Source organism: Paenochrobactrum pullorum (assembly GCF_041929845.1).
In the GTDB taxonomy this organism is placed as follows: Bacteria; Pseudomonadota; Alphaproteobacteria; order Rhizobiales; family Rhizobiaceae; genus Paenochrobactrum; species Paenochrobactrum pullorum.
The window spans coordinates 106,116-122,331 of record NZ_JBHEEH010000006.1 but is presented as its reverse complement, the minus strand read 5'-3'; the positions used below and the strand labels follow the sequence as shown (position 1 = coordinate 122,331).

General features: G+C 50.5%; 16 protein-coding genes. 13 read left to right on the top strand and 3 right to left on the bottom strand.

The features are described from left to right. The first annotated feature begins 11 nt into the window (after positions 1 to 11). Together JNC77_RS11015 and JNC77_RS11010 are read left to right on the top strand one after the other, a co-directional pair. Positions 12 to 1,295: a glutamate-5-semialdehyde dehydrogenase gene (locus JNC77_RS11015; protein ID WP_374832390.1), complete on the top strand. Its 1,284-nt coding sequence runs from the start codon at positions 12 to 14 to the stop codon at positions 1,293 to 1,295. Positions 1,296 to 1,309: 14 nt separating this feature from the next. Then, positions 1,310 to 1,957, top strand: coding sequence for a nicotinate-nucleotide adenylyltransferase (locus JNC77_RS11010; protein ID WP_374832388.1), 648 nt, complete (start codon positions 1,310 to 1,312; stop codon positions 1,955 to 1,957). 79 nt (positions 1,958 to 2,036) lie between these two features. Here JNC77_RS11010 and fsa read toward each other — a convergent pair whose 3' ends face one another. After that, positions 2,037 to 2,690 carry a fructose-6-phosphate aldolase gene (gene fsa, locus JNC77_RS11005; protein ID WP_374832386.1) on the bottom strand — a complete coding sequence of 218 codons (654 nt, stop codon included), beginning with the start codon at positions 2,688 to 2,690 and terminating at the stop codon, positions 2,037 to 2,039. A 95-nt stretch (positions 2,691 to 2,785) separates the two neighbouring features. Here fsa and JNC77_RS11000 point away from each other — a divergent pair, with 95 nt between their 5' ends. The 7 genes from JNC77_RS11000 (at position 2,786) to JNC77_RS10970 (ending at position 10,687) form a co-directional block, all read left to right on the top strand. Further along, complete coding sequence (locus JNC77_RS11000) at positions 2,786 to 4,969, top strand: primosomal protein N' (protein ID WP_374832478.1); 2,184 nt, start codon at positions 2,786 to 2,788, stop codon at positions 4,967 to 4,969. 75 nt (positions 4,970 to 5,044) lie between these two features. Then, positions 5,045 to 5,434, top strand: a complete 390-nt coding sequence (locus JNC77_RS10995; RefSeq protein ID WP_374832382.1) for an AGROH133_08824 family phage infection protein — start codon at positions 5,045 to 5,047, stop codon at positions 5,432 to 5,434. Positions 5,435 to 5,663: 229 nt separating this feature from the next. After that, entirely contained in the window at positions 5,664 to 6,224 is a 561-nt protein-coding gene (locus JNC77_RS10990; RefSeq protein WP_374832380.1) for a F0F1 ATP synthase subunit delta, read from the top strand. Next, the gene (atpA, locus tag JNC77_RS10985) at positions 6,224 to 7,753 is read left to right on the top strand and encodes a F0F1 ATP synthase subunit alpha (RefSeq protein ID WP_374832378.1); all 1,530 of its coding nucleotides are present in this window, start codon (positions 6,224 to 6,226) and stop codon (positions 7,751 to 7,753) included. Before JNC77_RS10990 ends, atpA begins: the two co-directional genes overlap by 1 nt. A 21-nt stretch (positions 7,754 to 7,774) precedes the next feature. Continuing rightward, positions 7,775 to 8,653, top strand: coding sequence for a F0F1 ATP synthase subunit gamma (locus JNC77_RS10980; RefSeq protein WP_374832376.1), 879 nt, complete (start codon positions 7,775 to 7,777; stop codon positions 8,651 to 8,653). A 17-nt stretch (positions 8,654 to 8,670) separates the two neighbouring features. After that, a complete protein-coding gene (atpD, locus tag JNC77_RS10975) occupies positions 8,671 to 10,209 on the top strand; it encodes a F0F1 ATP synthase subunit beta (RefSeq protein WP_374832374.1) in 1,539 nt (512 codons plus the stop codon). Between the two features lie 70 nt (positions 10,210 to 10,279). Next, positions 10,280 to 10,687 (top strand): F0F1 ATP synthase subunit epsilon, encoded by a 408-nt coding sequence (locus tag JNC77_RS10970; RefSeq protein WP_374832372.1) that lies wholly within the window; start codon positions 10,280 to 10,282, stop codon positions 10,685 to 10,687. Positions 10,688 to 10,780: 93 nt separating this feature from the next. On the opposite strand, the gene JNC77_RS10965 is transcribed toward JNC77_RS10970, so the two are convergent. Beyond that, positions 10,781 to 10,927, bottom strand: a complete 147-nt coding sequence (locus JNC77_RS10965; RefSeq protein WP_374832370.1) for a hypothetical protein — start codon at positions 10,925 to 10,927, stop codon at positions 10,781 to 10,783. Positions 10,928 to 11,194: 267 nt separating this feature from the next. Next, positions 11,195 to 11,503, bottom strand: a complete 309-nt coding sequence (locus tag JNC77_RS10960) for a hypothetical protein (RefSeq protein WP_374832368.1) — start codon at positions 11,501 to 11,503, stop codon at positions 11,195 to 11,197. A 416-nt stretch (positions 11,504 to 11,919) separates the two neighbouring features. Here JNC77_RS10960 and JNC77_RS10955 point away from each other — a divergent pair, with 416 nt between their 5' ends. Genes JNC77_RS10955 through JNC77_RS10940 form a run of 4 tightly spaced genes read left to right on the top strand, consistent with a single transcriptional unit; the run spans position 11,920 to position 16,215 of the window. Continuing rightward, positions 11,920 to 12,828 (top strand): branched-chain amino acid ABC transporter permease, encoded by a 909-nt coding sequence (locus tag JNC77_RS10955; RefSeq protein ID WP_374832366.1) that lies wholly within the window; start codon positions 11,920 to 11,922, stop codon positions 12,826 to 12,828. Between the two features lie 2 nt (positions 12,829 to 12,830). Next, positions 12,831 to 14,207, top strand: a complete 1,377-nt coding sequence (gene livM / locus JNC77_RS10950) for a high-affinity branched-chain amino acid ABC transporter permease LivM (protein ID WP_374832364.1) — start codon at positions 12,831 to 12,833, stop codon at positions 14,205 to 14,207. Between the two features lie 17 nt (positions 14,208 to 14,224). After that, the gene (locus JNC77_RS10945; RefSeq protein ID WP_374832476.1) at positions 14,225 to 15,484 is read left to right on the top strand and encodes an ATP-binding cassette domain-containing protein; all 1,260 of its coding nucleotides are present in this window, start codon (positions 14,225 to 14,227) and stop codon (positions 15,482 to 15,484) included. Then, the gene (locus JNC77_RS10940; protein ID WP_374832362.1) at positions 15,484 to 16,215 is read left to right on the top strand and encodes an ABC transporter ATP-binding protein; all 732 of its coding nucleotides are present in this window, start codon (positions 15,484 to 15,486) and stop codon (positions 16,213 to 16,215) included. Before JNC77_RS10945 ends, JNC77_RS10940 begins: the two co-directional genes overlap by 1 nt. The last annotated feature ends 1 nt before the right edge of the window (position 16,216 follow it).

Here is a 16,216-nt window from a genome sequence, read left to right as displayed (position 1 = left end):
GGGCTATGGGTATGCTTGATAAAGTCGGGGCTGATATGACAGTTGCACAAGTGATGGCAGAGATTGGAAAGCGCGCGCGCGCTGCAGCCGCTCCGTTGGCAATCGCTCCGGCAGAGCAGAAAAACAAAGCTCTTTTGGCCATGGCCGATGCGATCATTGCACAAAGTGCCGATATTTTAGCTGCCAACAAAATTGATGTCGCCAATGCAGAAAGCGCCGGTACTGCCGCTTCTTTTATTGATCGTCTGAAACTTGATGAAGGCCGCTTGAACGGCATTGCCGATGCCATTCGTGCTATCGCTGATTTGAAAGATCCGGTCGGTGATGTGATTGCCGCTTGGGATCGCCCGAACGGTTTGAATATCGAGCGCGTACGCACACCGCTTGGTGTGATCGGTGTGATTTATGAAAGCCGCCCGAATGTCACCGCCGATGCAGGGGCTTTGTGCCTCAAAGCCGGTAATGCTGTCGTGTTGCGCGGTGGTTCGGATTCAGCCCATTCATCGCGCGGTATTCATGCAGCCCTTGTGAGCGGCTTGGAAAGCGCCGGTTTGCCGGGAGATGCCATTCAAATTGTGCCGACCACAGATCGTGCGGCCGTTGGCGAAATGCTGAAAGGCTTGAACGGCAATATTGATGTGATCGTGCCGCGTGGTGGTAAAAGCTTGGTCGAGCGCGTGCAAAATGAAGCGCGCGTGCCGGTTTTTGCGCATCTTGAAGGCATCTGCCATGTCTATATTGATGCGTCTGCCGAGCTTGATATGGCGGTCAATGTCGTGGTGAACGCCAAAATGCGCCGCACTGGTATTTGTGGTGCAGCTGAAACGCTGCTGGTAGATCGTAAAGTGGCAGATACCCATCTGGTGCCGATCTTGGAAGCCTTGAGCGCCAAGGGTTGTGAAATTCGCGGTGATGCCGATGTGGTCGCCCGTTTTGCAAGTGCCAAATCTGCAAATGACGCCGATTGGTCAACTGAATATCTGGATGCGATCCTTTCAGTTAAACTCGTTGATGGTGTGGGCGATGCCATCCGTCATATCGGGCAATATTCCTCCCATCATACTGAAGCGATTATTGCTCAGGACGAGCAAGCGGTTGAGCGTTTCTTCAATGAAATTGATTCGGCCATTCTTGTGCATAATGCCTCGACACAATTTGCCGATGGCGGTGAGTTCGGCATGGGCGGCGAAATCGGCATCGCCACCGGCAAGATGCATGCGCGCGGGCCGGTTGGTGTCGAGCAGCTCACCTCGTTTAAATATCGCGTCCACGGCACCGGTCAGACGCGGGCTTAAGGGCTAAGTTCCTGATGGTGAGCGTCTCCCGTTTTTCCACGCTGAAAGAGCTTTATCCTGATGTGAGCATGTGTGACTTGCGCATGCCGCATGTGGAAAAGGGTATGAGCGTGGGATTATTCGGCGGCTCGTTCAATCCGCCCCATGCCGGACATTTACTAGTGGCGGAAACGGCACTGCGCCGCTTGAAACTCGACCAGCTCTGGTGGATGGTGACACCCGGCAGCCCGCTTAAAGATGCGCGTGATTTGGTACCGTTAAAAGATCGATTGAATGCCAGCCGCCAATTGGCGCGTGATCCGCGCATTAAAATCACTGCATTGGAAGCTGCATATAAAGTGCGCTTCACCGCCGACACTTTGGCCATCATTAAAGCGGCCAATCCGGATGTGAACTTTGTCTGGATCATGGGGGCAGATAATCTGGCGCAGTTTCACCGCTGGGATCGCTGGCGCCAGATTGCTGACCAATTTCCGATTGCCGTGATTGATCGCCCCAATGCCAGCCTCACACCGCTGACATCCCGGATGGCACAAACTTATGCGCCTTACCGGTTGAATGAGCGCGACGCAGCAAGCCTTGCCAAACGTCCGGCACCCGCATGGGTGTTTTTACACGGGCCCCGTTCCAGGCTTTCATCGACCGCGTTGCGTAACCTATAAAAATACCGGCACAGTTTGCCTGCGCCGGTTTTTTTATTTTCATCGCTTAGAAGTTAAGCAATCGACTTAAGCAATTGGCTTACGCAATCGATTGGCCGGTTTTTGCCCAGTCAGCCAGGAATGCTTCCAAGCCTTTGTCGGTCAGCGGATGCTTGACCAGTGCTTTCAGGGTTGCCGGTGGTGCAGTGACGACGTCAGCGCCGATGAGAGCTGCTTCTTTAACGTGGTTTACGGTGCGAACAGATGCCGCCAAAATCTGGGTTTTGAAATCATAATTGTCGAAGATCGAACGGATTTCAGCAATCAGTTCCATGCCGTTGAGGCCGATATCATCAATACGGCCGATGAACGGAGAAACATAAGTTGCACCGGCTTTTGCAGCCAGAAGCGCCTGATTGGCGGAGAAGCAAAGGGTGACGTTGGTCTGGTGACCATCAGATGTCAGCGCCTTACAAGCTTTCAAACCATCAAGGGTAAGCGGCAGTTTGATGCAGATATTGTCTGCGATCTTGGCAATAACAGCCGCTTCTTTCATGATGGTTGCATAGTCGGTTGCTGCAACTTCAGCGGAAACCGGACCATCAACAATGCTGCAAATTTCTTTGGTGACTTCAAGAATATCGCGGCCTGATTTAAGAATCAGCGACGGGTTGGTTGTAACACCGTCCACCAGACCTAAATCATTCAGTTCACGGATATCATTGACGTCTGCGGTATCTACGAAGAATTTCATAACGGGTTTCCTTCATCCGGATGGGTGCTTTTATAAGCATATTGCGCAAAGGTGGCTTTTCTTTAACGCAAAGCCGCGCCAAGGTCACGCTCATGATGCAAGATTCGTTTTTTTCTCAACGCATTGTGCCTGTATTGGTGCCTTTGCCGTCTGAACGGCCTTATTCTTATTTGGTTCCCGATGGAATGTCGGTGCAGCCGGGCTCTGTCGTGCGCGTGCCGCTGGGGCCAAGATTGGTGCCGGGCATTGTCGTTGACGGTGAGGTGGACAAAGTTGATCCGAAAAAACTGAAAAGCATATCGGAAGTTTTTGATTGCCCGCTCATTCATCCCGACATCATCAAATTCATGCTATGGGCAGCCGATTATACGCTGTCCCCACCGGGAATGGTAGCGCGGATGATTTTGCGGGTGCCGACAGCTTTTGATCCGGAGCCACCGATTGCAGGTTTACGATATATTGGCGGTGAACCGGAGCGTTTGACCTCGGCACGCTCAAGGGTATTGGAACATGCCAGCAATGGCTTGGCATGGACACGGACCGGCCTTGCGCATGTGGCCGGTGTTTCCGCAACGGTGATTGACGGCTTGAAGGCACAAGGGCTGTTTGAGGATGTCTTTATTCCATCTCCTCCGGTTGTTGCGCCACCCGATACTAATTTTGCCCGCGCATCGCTCTCCGAAGATCAACGCGATGCGGCCGACCGCTTGGTGGAAGCGGTGGACGCCAAGCGCTTTTCGGTGTCGCTCATTGATGGTGTGACGGGTTCGGGTAAAACGGAAGTTTACTTTGAAGCGGTGGCGCGTGCGCTGGAGCAGGGACGTCAAGTGCTGATCCTGTTGCCGGAAATTGCGCTGACACAGCAGTTCTTGGATCGCTTCCATGACCGATTCGGCTCAAAGCCTGCCGAGTGGCACTCAGACCTTGCACCACGCAGTCGTGAACGTGTTTGGCGCCAAGTGGCGGAAGGCACGGTGAAGATTGTCGCTGGTGCGCGTTCTGCGTTGTTTTTGCCGTTTCAGGATTTAGGCCTTATCGTTGTCGATGAAGAACATGATCCGGCTTACAAACAAGAAGATCGTGTTTTCTATAATGCGCGCGATATGGCTGTGGTGCGCGGGCATATTGGCGGCTTTCCGGTGGTGCTGGCTTCTGCGACGCCGTCGATTGAAAGTCAGGTTAACGCCGATCAGGGGCGTTACGCCCGAATCAAACTCTATAGCCGCTATGCCGATGCGGCTCTGCCGACACTCAAAACCATCGATATGCGGCGCTCACCGCCGCCACCGGGACGCTTTTTGTCGCCTGCTTTGACCGAAGTGATGGGTAAAACCATCGAGCGCGGCGAACAGGCGCTGCTTTTCCTCAATCGTCGTGGTTATGCGCCTCTGACATTATGTCGCGTCTGCGGTCACCGCTTTCAATGTCCGAGCTGCTCGAGCTGGCTGGTCGAGCATCGCTTCCGCGGTCAATTGATGTGCCACCAATGCGGCTATCATGAACCAGTGCCGGAAGCTTGCCCTGAATGCGGCACGCTTGATCATCTGGTTGCCTGTGGCCCTGGTGTGGAACGTATTGCCGAAGAGGCGGAGGCGCTGTTTCCGAAGGCGCGAATCATAGTGCTTTCGTCTGATATGGCAGGTGGCGTGAAACGTTTGCGTTTGGAGCTGGAAGCGATTTCCAAAGGTGAGGCCGATATTGTTATCGGTACACAATTGGTGGCTAAAGGTCATAACTTCCCCAATATGACGCTTGTGGGCGTAGTGGATGCGGATTTGGGGCTTGCCAATGGCGATCCGCGTGCGGCTGAGCGCACCTTCCAATTGCTCAATCAGGTGACGGGACGTGCGGGGCGAACGGGCAAGAAAAGCCTAGGACTTTTACAGACTTATCAGCCGGAACACCCCGTGATGCAAGCGATCATCAGCGGTGATACGCAAGCTTTTTACGAGCGCGAGATTGATGAGCGCGAGCGCAATGGCTTGCCGCCATTCGGCCGTCTGGCTGCATTGATTGTATCGGGTGAAAACCGCGTTGAGGCAGAGAATCACGCGCGCGCTTTAAGGCGTGCGGCACCGCCATCTTCTGAATTGTCCGTGATGGGGCCGGCAGAAGCGCCCTTAGCCTTTGTACGCGGGCGTTATCGTTATCGTTTGTTGATTCACGGCAGCAAACGCGCAGACATTCAGGCATTTATGAGGGTATTGCTGGAAAGAGCGCCAAAGATTAAAGGAAATTTACGGGTGCAGGTGGATATTGACCCGCAGAGTTTTTTGTAAACTATCGGGCAAACTTTTAGCATCTTTTTGATGCTACTTTATGCTTATTGAGAAAAGTCGCACAGGGATATCAAAATGGAATTCTATCTGCCGTCAAGTAACGGGGAATGGCTGGCATGGCTAAGTGCCGTCATAACCTCATTATTCGGGCTGGTGATGTTTTTTGCACCTGCATTCACGCTGAAATTGCTGCGTCTGGATTTGGCGGGTGGCCGTAAAGAAGGATTGGCAACGATCCGGTCGACGATGGCCGGGTTTTATTTGGGGCTTGGGCTTGGATGTTTAATCTTTGCACAGCCGTTTTTATGGCTTGTAATCGGCGCTGCTTGGGGCTTTACATTGTTCGGTCGTTTTATTTCAATTATGTCGGATAAAACCGGTTCAATCTATAATTGGAGTTTTGCGATTCTTGAGTTTTTCTTGGCTGCCGGACCGCTGCTTTTTGCCTTCGGTTTGGTGCAATAATGGGTGTTTGAGCCATATGCGCTGCAAAATATACCAAAATTGCTGCCAAGGTTATATAAAAGTGGGGGATTCGCGTGTTGCGAGTCCCGCTGGTCTATGCTAGACGGCATTCAAAATTCAGTGCGGCTACTTATGTAGTCAAGGGTTTCTCCGGAAACATTCAATCAGATCGTAATTTGGCAAAACAAAAAGCCGAAATTATGATTGCAACGTAGAGAGCTGGTATTTCGTGACAGAAACGTCTTCGCTCATTTCAGGTGTCGCTCAGCGTTATGCAGGATCGTTATTCGATTTGGCACTCGACACCAATTCCGTTGCCGCTGTGGAAAAAGATCTTGGTCGCTTTGAAGCACTTCTGGAAGGAAGTGAAGATCTGCGCCGTTTGATTAACAGTCCGGTATTTACCTCTGAAGATCAGCTGCGCGCTATTTCCAATGTCGCCGATAAGGCAGGCATCAAGGGGCTGGTCGGAAATTTGTTGCGTGTTGTGGCACGTAACCGTCGTTTATTCGTGATGCCGGGCATTATTGCAGCATTCCGCAATATTGCTGCCGAGCATCGCGGTGAAGTTTCTGCTGATGTTGTGTCTGCTTACGAGCTGACCACCGCACAGAAAAATGAATTGAAGGCAACGCTGAAGAGTGTTGCCGGCAAGGACGTGGCAATCAATGTCACTGTCGATCCGTCGATCCTCGGCGGGCTTATCGTCAAGATGGGTTCGCGCCAGATTGACACTTCTCTTCGCACTAAACTTTCTTCTCTCAAGCTTGCACTGAAAGAGGTCGGCTGATGGACATCCGCGCCGCGGAAATTTCCGCAATCCTGAAAGAGCAAATCAAGAACTTTGGCAAGGAGGCTGAGGTCTCCGAAGTCGGTCAAGTTCTGTCCGTCGGTGACGGTATTGCACGCGTCTACGGTCTGGACAATGTTCAGGCCGGTGAAATGGTCGAATTCCCTGGTGGCATTCGCGGCATGGCGCTCAACCTTGAAAGCGACAATGTCGGTGTTGTTATCTTCGGCTCCGACCGTGACATCAAGGAAGGCGATACTGTTAAGCGTACGGGCGCGATCGTTGACGTACCGGTTGGTCCGGGTCTTCTTGGTCGTGTTGTTGACGCTCTTGGTAACCCAATTGATGGTAAAGGTCCGATTGTTGCGACCGAGCGCCGTCGTGTAGACGTTAAAGCTCCCGGCATCATCCCGCGCAAATCGGTGCATGAGCCAATGTCAACCGGTTTGAAAGCCATTGACGCTTTGATCCCTGTTGGTCGTGGTCAGCGCGAGCTGGTCATTGGTGACCGTCAGACAGGTAAAACCGCGATCATTCTCGACAGCTTTCTCAACCAGAAGGCGATCCATGATAATGGTCCGGAAAAAGATAAACTGTTCTGCATTTATGTAGCTGTTGGCCAGAAGCGTTCAACTGTTGCGCAGTTTGTTAAAGTTCTCGAAGAGCGTGGCGCACTGGAATATTCAGTTGTGATCGCTGCAACGGCTTCTGATGCTGCTCCGATGCAGTTCCTTGCACCATTTGCAGGTTGCGCGATCGGTGAATATTTCCGTGATAATGGCATGCACGCACTGATCGGTTATGACGATCTGTCCAAGCAGGCTGTTGCTTATCGTCAGATGTCCTTGTTGCTGCGTCGTCCTCCGGGCCGTGAAGCATATCCAGGTGACGTTTTCTACCTTCACTCCCGTTTGCTCGAACGTGCTGCAAAGCTCAATGACGAACTCGGTGGCGGTTCCTTGACTGCTCTGCCAATTATTGAAACGCAGGGTAATGACGTTTCTGCATTTATTCCGACCAACGTGATTTCGATTACTGACGGTCAGATTTTCTTGGAAACCGATCTGTTCTATCAGGGGATTCGTCCTGCTGTTAACGTTGGTCTCTCCGTTTCCCGTGTTGGTTCTGCGGCTCAGATCAAAGCGATGAAGCAGGTTGCCGGTTCCATTAAAGGTGAGCTTGCCCAGTATCGTGAAATGGCAGCATTCGCCCAGTTCGGTTCCGATCTTGATGCTGCAACACAGCGTCTTCTGAACCGTGGTGCACGCCTGACCGAACTTCTGAAGCAGCCGCAGTTCTCGCCGCTGAAAACAGAAGAACAAGTTGCAGTGATTTATGCCGGTGTTAACGGTTATCTCGATGCAATCGCTGTTAATCAGGTTGGCAAATTCGAACAGGGTCTTCTGTCCTCACTGCGCACCGAGCACAAAGATGTGCTTGAAGCGATCCGTGATGAGAAAGCTCTTACCGATGACATCAAGGCAAGGCTCAAGGCAGCGGTTGACGCTTACGCCAAGTCCTTTGCCTGAACTTTGTGACGGGATGAACGGATGCCTTCACTAAAGGATCTGAGAAACCGTATCGCCTCGGTCAAGGCGACGCAGAAAATTACCAAAGCGATGCAAATGGTCGCTGCGGCTAAACTGCGCCGTGCCCAAGAAGCAGCGGAAGCAGCCCGCCCTTACTCGCAGCGTATGAGTGCCGTTCTGGCAAACATCGCAGCCAATGTAAGCGGTGATGATGCTCCGCAGCTGATGACCGGTACCGGAAAGGACGACGTGCATTTGCTCGTCGTCGCTACGGCAGAACGAGGCCTTTGCGGTGGCTTTAACTCACAGATTGCGCGTCTTGCGCGTGATCATGCAAGAAAGCTCCTTAGCCAGGGCAAAACGGTCAAGATTTTGACAGTCGGTAAAAAAGGCGCGGATATTCTGCGTCGTGAATTTGCTGATCTTATCCTTGACCATGTCAATCTGCGCGAAGTCAAACAGCTTGCATTCATCCATGCGGATGAGATTGGCCACAAGGTCATCAAGCTGTTTGAAGAAGGTGCATTTGACGTTTGCACACTGTTCTATTCTGAATTCAAGTCGGTCATCTCTCAGGTGCCAACTGCATTGCAACTCATTCCGGCCTCCGCGCCGCAGAGCAGCGAAGCAGCCGGTTCCGATGGCGCGATCTATGAATATGAACCTGATCCTGCGGCTATCCTCAGCACGCTGATCCCGCGTAATATTTCGGTCCAGATTTTCCGTGCATTGCTGGAAAATGTGGCGGGCGAAATGGGCGCGAAGATGAGTGCAATGGATAACGCGACGCGTAATGCCGGTGATATGATCAACAAATTGTCGATCACATATAACCGTCAGCGTCAGGCCCAGATCACTAAGGAACTGATCGAAATCATTTCGGGCGCGGAAGCGCTCTAATCGGAAGGTAAGGATCGATGGCTAAAGCAGCGACCCCGAAAACTACCGCCGCAGCAAAGGCGGCGCCGGAAGATAAGGCGGCCAAGGCTCCGGCTAAGGCTTCTGCCAAGTCTACCGCAACGAAAGCAGCGGCTAAAGGTGCTGTCGGACGTATCAAGCAGGTGATTGGTGCGGTTGTTGACGTTCAGTTTGAAGATGGTCAGCTGCCGCTGATCCTCAACGCGCTGGAAACAGACAATCTCGGTGCCCGTCTTGTGCTTGAAGTTGCACAGCACTTGGGTGAAAATACTGTTCGTACCATTGCTATGGACTCGACCGAAGGTCTCGTGCGTGGACAGGAAGTAACCGATACTGGCGCACCTATCATGGTTCCAGTTGGTGAAGAAACACTCGGCCGTATCATGAATGTGATCGGTGAGCCTGTGGACGAAGCTGGTCCGATCAAGACTGCTGCACGTCGTGCAATTCACCAGGAAGCACCTGCTTATATCGAACAGTCGACAGAATCTGAGATTCTCGTCACCGGTATTAAGGTTGTTGACCTGTTGGCCCCATATGCCAAGGGCGGTAAGATCGGCCTCTTCGGCGGTGCGGGCGTTGGTAAAACCGTTCTCATCATGGAACTGATCAATAACGTGGCGAAAGCGCACGGCGGTTACTCTGTATTCGCAGGTGTTGGTGAGCGTACCCGTGAAGGTAACGACCTTTACCACGAAATGATCGAATCCGGGGTTAATAAACTTGGCGGGGGTGAAGGTTCTAAAGCTGCACTCGTTTACGGTCAAATGAACGAACCACCGGGTGCCCGTGCACGTGTTGCTCTCTCCGGTTTGACAATTGCGGAAAACTTCCGTGATGAAGGTCAGGACGTTCTGTTCTTCGTGGACAACATCTTCCGCTTCACACAGGCTGGTTCCGAAGTGTCGGCGCTGTTGGGTCGTATTCCTTCTGCTGTTGGTTATCAGCCAACACTTGCAACTGACATGGGTCAGATGCAGGAACGTATTACGACAACAACAAAGGGCTCGATTACATCTGTTCAGGCAATTTACGTTCCTGCGGATGACTTGACCGACCCTGCGCCTGCGACATCCTTTGCGCACTTGGATGCGACGACCGTTCTTAACCGTTCGATCGCTGAAAAGGGTATTTATCCGGCTGTTGACCCGCTTGACTCAACATCGCGTATGCTTGACCCAATGATTGTTGGTGAAGAGCATTATGATGTTGCCCGTCAGGTACAGTCCATCCTGCAGCGCTATAAGTCACTTCAGGACATCATCGCCATTCTTGGTATGGATGAATTGTCAGAAGACGATAAGCTGACCGTTGCGCGCGCTCGTAAGATCGAACGCTTCCTCAGCCAGCCATTCTTCGTGGCTGAAATCTTCACCGGTTCTCCAGGTAAGCTGGTTGATCTGGCTGACACCATCAAGGGCTTTAAAGGTCTTTGCGCAGGTGATTACGATCACCTTCCAGAACCTGCTTTCTACATGGTCGGCTCTATTGAAGAAGCGATCGAAAAAGCAGAGCGTATGGCAGCAGAAGCAGCCTAATAAGTTGAAGTCCCGGCAGGTATTCTCCTGCTGGGATTTACAGTCTGTTTAGCAATCTGAGTGAGAACCCATGTCTGTAGCTTTCCAATTCGAACTGGTGTCGCCTGAGCGACTTCTGCTTTCGACGCAAGTAACGGAAGTCGTCATTCCGGGCAGCGAAGGCTATTTGACCGCGCTTGCCGGACATTCGCCCCTGATGACAACAATCATGCCGGGCATCGTCAGTGTTAAAACTGCAGATGGCAAAACTGATTCTTACGTTGTTTATGGTGGTTTTGCTGATATTTCGCCAAATGGCTGTTCTATCCTGGCAGAATCGGCAACCCATATTGACGAATTGGATCGTTCCGATTTGCAGCGTCGTATCGATGAAGCGCGTGACTCTTTAGAAAATAGTGACAATCATGAACATCGTACCAAGCTGGAAGCATTCTTGCACCAGTTGATGACTTTGCAGGGCTCAGTTCTGCCCGCATAAACTTGTTTCATGGCTGGAATATAAAAAACGGGCGAAAGCCCGTTTTTTATTGTCTACAATAGAAATATATATGCAGTTAAATTGCATAACCGGTCAGTTTTGCTCGACCGAAACACCATTTTCATTAATTTTGAGTTCGACGCCGGATGGCTTGGTTTCTTGTTTATATGCATAAACACTAAAACCAATAATCACGACGATCAGCGCGCCAAGTAGCAAGTAAAGCGTATTGCGGTTCATATATTACTCCCGAGATAACGAGCCAATCAAGCAAAAGCGATTTTCAATTTGCCGAAATTGTAAGGGCCGGCTAAATACCCAAGCCATGATATGTGAGATAAAATTGAGCAAATACAAAATAAAAAGGAGGGTGAGCTCTCTAGAGGGGGGGGGAAGAGGCTCACCCTCGCTTTTGACCGATGAACATTTAAGTCATGGCAAATGTTCATCGGCTGTTTTTGGCAATAGATGGCTCTCAATGTTGCCTAAAAGAACAATGCTACATCTCTATTTGCGGGCGATGAGGCCAACAAGCAGACTGATACCAGCAACAACGGCGAGCGTTGCAATCGGATTTTCCCGCGCGGTTTCTTTTACGATACGAGCTTGCTCAGACACTTTATCGGCTGCCTGTGCGCCACGCTCACGCACAACATCATAGAACTCTGATGCTGTGTCTTCAGCAGTGCTGGCAAGACTTGAGCCTTTCTTCGACAGGGATTTACTCAAAGCAGCGATTTCTTTGCGCATTTCTGCAACTTGCGCTTCCAGTGCATCGCGTAGTTCTGCTGCGGTTTTATCCGTTGATGATGCCATGTCTAACTCCTTAAAACCATAATTTACGCACCGCATTAAACTTCAAAGTTTTTCTAATGCTGTGTGGTAAGAACGAACGAATTTGATGTTGGTTCCGTTGCAGATAAGAAATTTTTTCACAAATTATAAACCGCCGACTCAAATAGGTTATTTCTTGGGAGAAAATGGTCGTTTTGAAATGCGTTGCATAGGGAGATAATTACAATTATTACGTGTAAATTTTAACTCAAAAAATCTTTATTATCAGTATTTTAATTGATTTTTACTGGTTCGTTACATCTCTATTAGCCGAATGTCTGATATGAAAATCGCTTGCATTCCGTAATACAGCGTTTAGTTTTGGTTTTTAGGGATAACAACCAAGCCGTTTAGGGCATAATTATAACGTCCCGCATAAAATAATGGGTGGCTCTTCGATGGAATATTTCCTTCAGCAAGTGATCAATGGGCTAGCGCTCGGTTCGATCTACGGCCTGATCGCCATCGGCTATACGATGGTTTATGGCATCATCGGCATGATTAACTTTGCTCATGGTGATGTCTTTATGCTTGGCGCATTTATGGCGCTGATTGTTTTTTTAATTATCACGACATTTATCGGTGCTTTACCTGTGGCTTTGGCATTGCTGATCATGATGATCGTGGCGATGTTGCTGACAGGTCTTTGGAGCTGGGCAATTGAGCGTGTGGCTTACCGGCCATTGCGCGGATCTTTCCGTTTGGCACCGTTGATTACCGCAATCGGTATGTCGATTGCTTTGTCCAACTTTGTGCAGGTCACACAGGGGCCGCGCAACAAACCGATCCCGAACCTCATCAATGATTCATATTCCCTGTTTGGTAGTAATGTGACGATTTCGCTGAAACAGATCGTGGTCGTTGTTGTAACGGCAATTCTGCTGGCAGCTTTCTGGTATGTGGTTAACCGTACATCGCTTGGCCGCGCGCAACGTGCCTGTGAGCAGGATCGTAAAATGGCGGCACTGCTCGGCATCAATGTTGACCGTGTGATTTCGCTGACCTTTGTGATGGGTGCAATGCTGGCGGCAGTTGCCGGTACGCTCTACCTGACATTCTACGGTGTTATTTCTTTTGCTGATGGTTTTACACCAGGGGTCAAGGCATTCACCGCGGCGGTTCTTGGCGGTATCGGTTCGCTCCCTGGCGCGGTTGTGGGAGGTTTGCTCATCGGCCTGATTGAAGCGCTTTGGTCGGCATATTTCTCGATTGATTATAAAGACGTCGCGGCATTCTCCATTCTTGCCATCGTACTGATCTTTATGCCGTCCGGTATTCTCGGTCGTCCAGAAGTCGAAAAGGTGTAATCATGGCGCTCAAATCGTCTTCACAGGCTGACTCCGTATTCGGTAAAGCAATTCGCGAAGGGATCATAGCCGGTCTGCTGGCTTTGGGACTCTTTGTACTGATTGTCGGTTTCAAGACCGATCAAAACATTAACAACCAATTAATACTGACCACACGCTGGCCGCAGCTTTTCATAATTGTGGCGATTGCGGCAGTCGGGCGCTTTCTGTTCAAGGCATTTCTTGAGCCGTGGCTGGATAAGCGCAAAATGGCAAAAGCAGCAAAGCCTGTTAAGGCAGAAAGCCAGTCTTTTTTCGGTAAACATATTGCCCAGATCGGCATTGCAATTCTGCTTATCTATCCCGTGTTTATCGTCAATGTTTTTGGTATGCAGGGATCATTGAAATGGGTCGATAATTTTGGCGTCCAGATTCTGATCTATGTAATGTTGGCATGGGGGCTTAATATTGTTGTCGGGCTGGCAGGCTTGCTCGATCTCGGTTATGTCGCTTTCTATGCCGTTGGCGCTTACTCTTATGCATTGATTTCAAGCTATTGGGGTTTGTCCTTCTGGATTTTGCTGCCCATGGCCGGTATTTTTGCAGCACTTTGGGGCGTTATCTTAGGCTTTCCGGTGCTGCGTCTGCGGGGTGACTATCTTGCGATCGTGACACTGGCATTTGGTGAAATTATCCGCCTTGTCTTGATCAACTGGACGGATGTCACTAAGGGAACATTCGGCGTCTCGGGTATCGCCAAGGCTACTTTCTTCGGCATTCCGTTTAATGCAACACCCAATGGTTTTGCGGCAACTTTCGGCCTGTCTTTCTCGGCGGCACATTATAAAATCTTCCTTTATTATGTGATCCTGTTTTTGGCTCTGCTGACGGCATGGGTTACCATCAGAATGCGTCGGATGCCGGTTGGCCGTGCGTGGGAAGCATTGCGCGAGGATGAGATTGCCTGCCGTTCATTGGGGATCAATACCACCACGACAAAGCTTACCGCTTTTGCAACGGGTGCTATGTTTGGCGGTTTTGCGGGCTCGTTCTTTGCTGCACGTCAGGGTTTTGTTAGTCCGGAATCCTTTGTTTTCCTCGAATCTGCCGTCATTCTGGCGATCGTGGTTCTGGGCGGTATGGGCTCACTCATGGGCATTGCTGTGGCAGCCATCGTAATGATTGGCGGTACGGAAATCCTGCGTGACATGACCTTCCTCAAAGCTATTTTCGGGCCAAACTTTACGCCGGAACTCTATCGTATGCTGATTTTCGGTCTGGCGATGGTGGTGATGATGGTTTGGAAACCGCGTGGTTTTGTCGGAAAACGAGAGCCAAGTGCATTTCTGCATAGTAAAAAAATGGTGTCAGGTGCCTTTACCAAGGAAGGGCATGGCTAATGGATAAAGCACATATGATGTCCGCCAATATGACCGGAGATGATATTCTCAAGGTAGAACATTTATCCATGCGCTTTGGCGGACTGGTTGCAATCAATGACCTGTCTTTTAATGTCAAGCGTGGTGAAATTACTGCAATTATCGGCCCCAATGGTGCCGGTAAAACCACCGTGTTCAACTGCATTACCGGTTTTTATAAACCAACCGGCGGTATGTTGACGATGACGCGAAAATCCGGCGAACAGTTTTTGCTGGAACGGTTGCCTGATTTTAAAATCACGCAGAAAGCGCATGTGGCACGAACATTCCAGAATATTCGCCTGTTTACCGGCCTGACAGTTTTGGAAAATTTGCTGGTCGCACAGCATAATAAGCTGATGACTTCATCCGGTTATACAATTCTCGGCCTATTGGGATTGCCGGCTTACAAGCGTGCCGCCAAGGAATCGATTGAAAAAGCCAGCCGTTGGCTTGAAAAAATCAATTTGATTGAGCGTGCTGATGATCCGGCCGGGGATCTGCCTTATGGTGATCAGCGGCGCTTGGAAATTGCCCGCGCCATGTGCACCGAACCGGAAATGCTTTGTCTGGATGAGCCGGCAGCTGGTCTTAATCCGCGTGAGTCGGCGCAGCTCAACAAGCTGTTGTTGGATATTAAAAATGAAACCGGCACCTCTATTTTGCTCATCGAGCACGATATGTCGGTGGTTATGGAAATCTCCGACCATGTCATCGTGCTGGAATATGGCACCAAAATCTCTGACGGCACACCGGAATTTGTCCGTGATGATCCGAAAGTGATTGCGGCCTATCTGGGTGTTGATGATGATGAAGTGGCGGAGCTGATTGAAGATGCTCCTGCCAGCGGTAATGCAGCTGATTTTGTGACTGTCGCTTTGGCTAAGGAAGCTTTGGCTGAACAGGGTGATCATGCCGCTGAAGAAAAGCTTGCGTCAAGCTTTATGCCTAAAGGCGCGCTTCAGGCACCACGCGGCGATGCACCGGATAATTTGACCCTGATTAAAGGTGTCGGTGCGGTGAACGAAGAAAAACTGAACAAGCACGGCATTTTCCACTTTGATCAGATTGCAGCTTGGGATGAAGCCGATATTGCCGAATTTGATGCTTTTCTCGCCTTCGGTGGCCGGATTGAGCGTGAAGATTGGGTGGGGCAGGCAAAGTTGCTGACTGCCGGACAGGATACGGAGTTTTCAAAGCGGGTTGAGGCAGGAAATGTCCCTACCAGTCATAAAACTCAGACTGAAGGGGATGAATGATGCAGGATAAAAATCCGCTTCTGGTGATCGATAAGGTTGAAACTTATTACGGCAATATTTGTGCGCTTAAGGGCATTGATATGGTTGTGAATGACGGGGAAATTGTCACCCTCATTGGTGCCAATGGTGCCGGTAAGTCGACCTTGATGATGACGATTTTTGGTATGCCGCGTGCGCGTACAGGGCGTGTTATTTTTGACGGACAGGATATTACCAATACGCCGCCGCATCTGATTGCGCATCTTCGTATTGCGCAGTCACCTGAAGGCAGACGCATTTTCCCGCGTATGACGGTTTATGAAAATCTGCAAATGGGGGCGAGCCTCGATAATCAGCGCTTCTTTGAAGAAGATGTTGCATTGATGTTTGATCTCTTTCCCCGTTTGAAAGAGCGTATGCATCAACGTGGCGGCACGCTTTCAGGCGGTGAACAGCAAATGCTTGCTATCGCCCGTGCATTGATGGCGCGTCCGCGTTTGCTGTTGCTGGATGAACCTTCATTGGGCTTGGCACCATTGATCGTTAAGCAGATCTTTGAAGCCATTAAAGAGCTCAACCGCTCGCGCGGTTTGACTGTATTTTTAGTGGAGCAGAATGCGTTTGGTGCGTTGAAACTGGCCGATCGTGGCTATGTGATGGTCAATGGTTCCATCACGATGAGCGGTTCCGGCGTAGATTTACTGGCAAATCCGGAAGTGCGGGCTGCCTATCTCGAAGGCGGAAGGCATTAAG

Excerpts from the sequence above, each read along its gene's own strand:
- JNC77_RS10965 (WP_374832370.1), bottom strand. The coding sequence starts at position 10,927 with ATGAACCGCAATACGCTTTACTTGCTACTTGGCGCGCTGATCGTCGTG.
- JNC77_RS10955 (WP_374832366.1), top strand. The coding sequence starts at position 11,920 with ATGGAATATTTCCTTCAGCAAGTGATCAATGGGCTAGCGCTCGGTTCG.
- JNC77_RS10945 (WP_374832476.1), top strand. The coding sequence starts at position 14,225 with ATGTCCGCCAATATGACCGGAGATGATATTCTCAAGGTAGAACATTTA.
- atpD (WP_374832374.1), top strand. The coding sequence starts at position 8,671 with ATGGCTAAAGCAGCGACCCCGAAAACTACCGCCGCAGCAAAGGCGGCG.
- JNC77_RS11015 (WP_374832390.1), top strand. The coding sequence starts at position 12 with ATGCTTGATAAAGTCGGGGCTGATATGACAGTTGCACAAGTGATGGCA.
- JNC77_RS10940 (WP_374832362.1), top strand. The coding sequence starts at position 15,484 with ATGCAGGATAAAAATCCGCTTCTGGTGATCGATAAGGTTGAAACTTAT.
- livM (WP_374832364.1), top strand. The coding sequence starts at position 12,831 with ATGGCGCTCAAATCGTCTTCACAGGCTGACTCCGTATTCGGTAAAGCA.
- JNC77_RS10980 (WP_374832376.1), top strand. The coding sequence starts at position 7,775 with ATGCCTTCACTAAAGGATCTGAGAAACCGTATCGCCTCGGTCAAGGCG.
- JNC77_RS11000 (WP_374832478.1), top strand. The coding sequence starts at position 2,786 with ATGCAAGATTCGTTTTTTTCTCAACGCATTGTGCCTGTATTGGTGCCT.
- atpA (WP_374832378.1), top strand. The coding sequence starts at position 6,224 with ATGGACATCCGCGCCGCGGAAATTTCCGCAATCCTGAAAGAGCAAATC.
- JNC77_RS10960 (WP_374832368.1), bottom strand. The coding sequence starts at position 11,503 with ATGGCATCATCAACGGATAAAACCGCAGCAGAACTACGCGATGCACTG.
- fsa (WP_374832386.1), bottom strand. The coding sequence starts at position 2,690 with ATGAAATTCTTCGTAGATACCGCAGACGTCAATGATATCCGTGAACTG.
- JNC77_RS10970 (WP_374832372.1), top strand. The coding sequence starts at position 10,280 with ATGTCTGTAGCTTTCCAATTCGAACTGGTGTCGCCTGAGCGACTTCTG.
- JNC77_RS11010 (WP_374832388.1), top strand. The coding sequence starts at position 1,310 with ATGGTGAGCGTCTCCCGTTTTTCCACGCTGAAAGAGCTTTATCCTGAT.
- JNC77_RS10995 (WP_374832382.1), top strand. The coding sequence starts at position 5,045 with ATGGAATTCTATCTGCCGTCAAGTAACGGGGAATGGCTGGCATGGCTA.